The organism is Streptomyces sp. NPDC058632, from assembly GCF_042717095.1.
Lineage (GTDB): Bacteria > Actinomycetota > Actinomycetes > Streptomycetales > Streptomycetaceae > Streptomyces.
The window spans coordinates 1-3184 of the sequence record NZ_JBHXQZ010000189.1 but is presented as its reverse complement, the minus strand read 5'-3'; the positions used below and the strand labels follow the sequence as shown (position 1 = coordinate 3184).

The following is a 3184-nucleotide window of genomic DNA, read 5'->3' as shown; positions in this document are numbered from 1 at the left end:
GACACTCGGGCCCTCGGCCTGCCCACCCTCAGCCCACGGCACGAAAACGGTCCACCGACTCCGTCGGCGGACCGTCATGAAACTTCGAGGCTAACTACACGGCATTGGGGCTAGAAGACGCTGAGGCCGTACAGGCTCAGCGGCCGGGTGACCGGCTCGTAGAACGTGGTACCGCCGGTGGTGCAGTTGCCGCTGCCGCCGGAGAGCAGGCCGTAGGCGGTGTTGCCGGCGAAGAGCGGGCCGCCGCTGTCGCCGGGCTGGGCGCAGGCGTTGGTCTGGATCGTGTTGTAGACCAGCTGGCCGTTGCCGTAGTTGACGGTGGCATTCAGGCCGGTGACGCTGCCGGTGCGGTAACCCGTGGTGCTGCCGGAGCGCTCGATGCGCGTCCCGACGGTCGGGCTGCCGGCGTTGACGATGTCGCGGTACGTGCCGTTGTACAGGTACACGCGGCCGTCGGATGCGGCGGGGTTGGAGTGCTGGATGACCCCGTGGTCGTAGGTCGGGAAGACGGTCTGGCCCGGCACCGCAGTGCCGATGCTCCAGCTGGAACGGCCGCTGGTGCAGTGTCCAGCGGTGAGCGCGAAGTTCGTGCCTGCGGAGTTGCGGACGTTGAAGCCGAGGGAGCAGCGGACGCCGGAGGAGGTGATGGCTTCCCCGCCAGCGATCAGACGGTTGAACTTGCCCGGGGTGCGATTGATCTGCAGCGCCCCGGACTGCGCGTCGGCCGCCTTCCTGATCTTGTTGATCTCCGCCGCCGAGACCGTGCTGTCGGCGGTGACGACGACCTTGCCCGACGCCTTGTCGGTGTACCAGGCCGTGCCGCCGACGTCGGCGGTGAGCACCGCGTCGCCGACCCGGGCGAGCTGGGCCGCGGTGGGCTTCGCGTCCGCGGACGCCGACGCCATGGCGGTGGGGGTCACGAGCGCGGACACGGTCGCCAGGGCGGCGACGACGGTGGCGGCACGGGCTCTTCGGGAGGCGCCCGACGACAGGAACGTCTTGATCTTCACTTGTCCTCCGGTGAGGGGTCGTGGGTCCGTTGGATGTCCGGGCCCTCGGTTCACGTCTGCGGCAGTCCTGCGGACAGTGCGGGCGTCCTGGAGGTGCCGCATCGGTGGTTGAACCTTCTCCGTGATATGCCCCTGTCAACAAGCGTGGCTTTCGGACGCTTCAGCGAGAGCCCCCGGGTGCGCAAGCAGGTTGGCAAGGAAGGGGCTCTTGCGGGATCCCGTCCGCAGGGTGATACGACGGGAAACTGACGGACCATTGGGTGATGGCCCGTCGGTCGCCCCGGATTCCGGCAAGGTTCCGGGGGTGCGGCGACCGGTGGACAACGCGCCATTCATCGCGGCGCACCGAACTCTCCGGCGGCGCCGACTCCGCACGGCGCCGCGGCTGCTCAGGTCGCCGTCGGCCCCGGGCGGGCGGTGCGGCCGCGCCGGGCCGCCGGAAATCATGGCCGATTCGTAAAGATCAAGTGGAGCATTCCGGTATGTCGTGTGATGTGACGGGGGAGGCCGGGTCCATGCCGCGTCCCCCGTCCGTCGTCGGCGCCGGGACGGGAGGAAGGCCGCGCCGTCCCGCGCGCGTTACGGCGGGAATGCTCCTGGCGGCTTTCCTGAGGCCGAACCCGTATGGACGGATTGCCCCTTGCGGCGCTCAGGACCGGTGGCCGGTTCGACACCGTCGGTCGAGAGCACTTTCACGACGCCGTTCGGTGCCCGGCCTCTCCAGCCACCGGGCCCCCTCTGGTCTCGGGCGAACACCCGCGGCGTCCCCTGCCAGCCGCACTCCGCACGCCGGGGCGTCCCCAAGCCGCTGACCGATGAGGTCGTCAGGGCCGCTGACATCGTCATCACCATGGGCTGCGGCGACGCCTGCCCGATCTTCCCCGGCAAGAAGTACCTCGACTGGGTCCTGGAGGACCCGGCGGGTAAGGGCGTGGAGTCGGTGCGCCCGATCCGTGACGAGATCAAGACCCGTATCGAGGCCCTGATCGCCGAGATCGACACCAAGCAGGAGGCGTGAGCAGCGTGACCGGCACAGACGACGTACGCGAGGTCATCGTCATCGGCTCCGGTCCCGCCGGATACACCGCCGTCCTCTACACCGCCCGCGCTTCGCTGAAGCCGCTGGTCTTCGAGGGCGCGGTCACCGCCGGCGGCGCGCTGGTGCAGACGACCGAGGTGGAGAACTTCCCCGGCTTCCCGGGCGGCATCATGGGCCCGGACCTGATGGACAACATGCGGGCCCAGGCCGAACGCTTCGGCGCCGAGCTCGTCCCCGACGACATCATCTCGGCCGACTTCGCCGGCGCCGTCAAGACCGTGACCGACAGCGCGGGAACCGCCCACCGGGCGAGGGCCGTGATCGTGGCGACCTGGGCACACAGCGGACAGCGGGTCCTGCTCCTCGAGGAAGCCGAGGACTACTGGCGCTGGAGCATGAGGGGCGTGGGTCGCAGCCGGAGCCGCCGCAAGAAGGAGATCGAGCCGGCCACTCCGCCGGAGCCGACGACCAGCACGCTGTGGTCCTCGCCGGACGGCCCCGGTGTCCTGGTGCACCACACCTGCATGTGGGAGGTCCGCCACCCCTCACGGGAGAGTGACCGCGGCTTGCCCCGCACCGACCGCAGCCCGCTCACGGCGGCGGTGACCGACGCCGTCGACGCCTACGACGTGATCGTCCTCCTGCCGAGGTACTGGTCCTACCTCGACCGGGAGACCGCGACAGCGCACCGGGGCGTTTGCGCACGGCGCTGGACGCCCGTCCCGCCCGCAGGAACTGACGCGACAGGGCTGGCCCGCACCGCGACTTGTGGACCAGCCCTTCGAGGCTCTTGGTCGTCTTGCCCGGCTCACCGGCCGTGCCCGTGCCGTCGCCACATTCTCACTGACGGCCGGGCTGTCGGTGCCCACCCGTACCCTGTCGCCCAAGCACGTGCGACAGGAGGGCAATGTGGCCCGCAGCGGGATCAATAAACGCGAGCTGGACAAGTGGACGGACAGCCTTGCCAAGGAGGCCAAGAAGAGTCTGGGGGACCTGTCCCCGAGTGGTGGACACCTCTGATACCGGCCCCGGCAGGGGCCGGGCAGGAGGCATCTTTTATGGTGATGAAGGTCTACTCGCCCGAGTTCAAGGCGGACGCGGTCGCGCTGTACCTGTCGGACCCGAGCCACACCTT

2 protein-coding genes and 1 pseudogene are annotated in these 3184 nt (G+C 69.7%); 2 read left to right on the top strand and 1 reads right to left on the bottom strand.

What is annotated here, in order from left to right; all coding sequences use genetic code 11:
- Nucleotides 1–110 precede the first annotated feature (110 nt).
- Nucleotides 111–1010: a S1 family peptidase gene (locus tag ACFWVE_RS34855; protein WP_042177171.1), complete on the bottom strand. Its 900-nt coding sequence runs from the start codon at nt 1008–1010 to the stop codon at nt 111–113.
- 799 nt (nt 1011–1809) lie between these two features.
- Here ACFWVE_RS34855 and ACFWVE_RS34850 point away from each other — a divergent pair.
- A pseudogene (locus ACFWVE_RS34850) lies at nt 1810–2028 on the top strand (phosphotyrosine protein phosphatase); the annotation flags it as partial.
- A 5-nt stretch (nt 2029–2033) separates the two neighbouring features.
- Nucleotides 2034–2981: an NAD(P)/FAD-dependent oxidoreductase gene (locus ACFWVE_RS34845; protein ID WP_384023225.1), complete on the top strand. Its 948-nt coding sequence runs from the start codon at nt 2034–2036 to the stop codon at nt 2979–2981.
- The last annotated feature ends 203 nt before the right edge of the window (nt 2982–3184 follow it).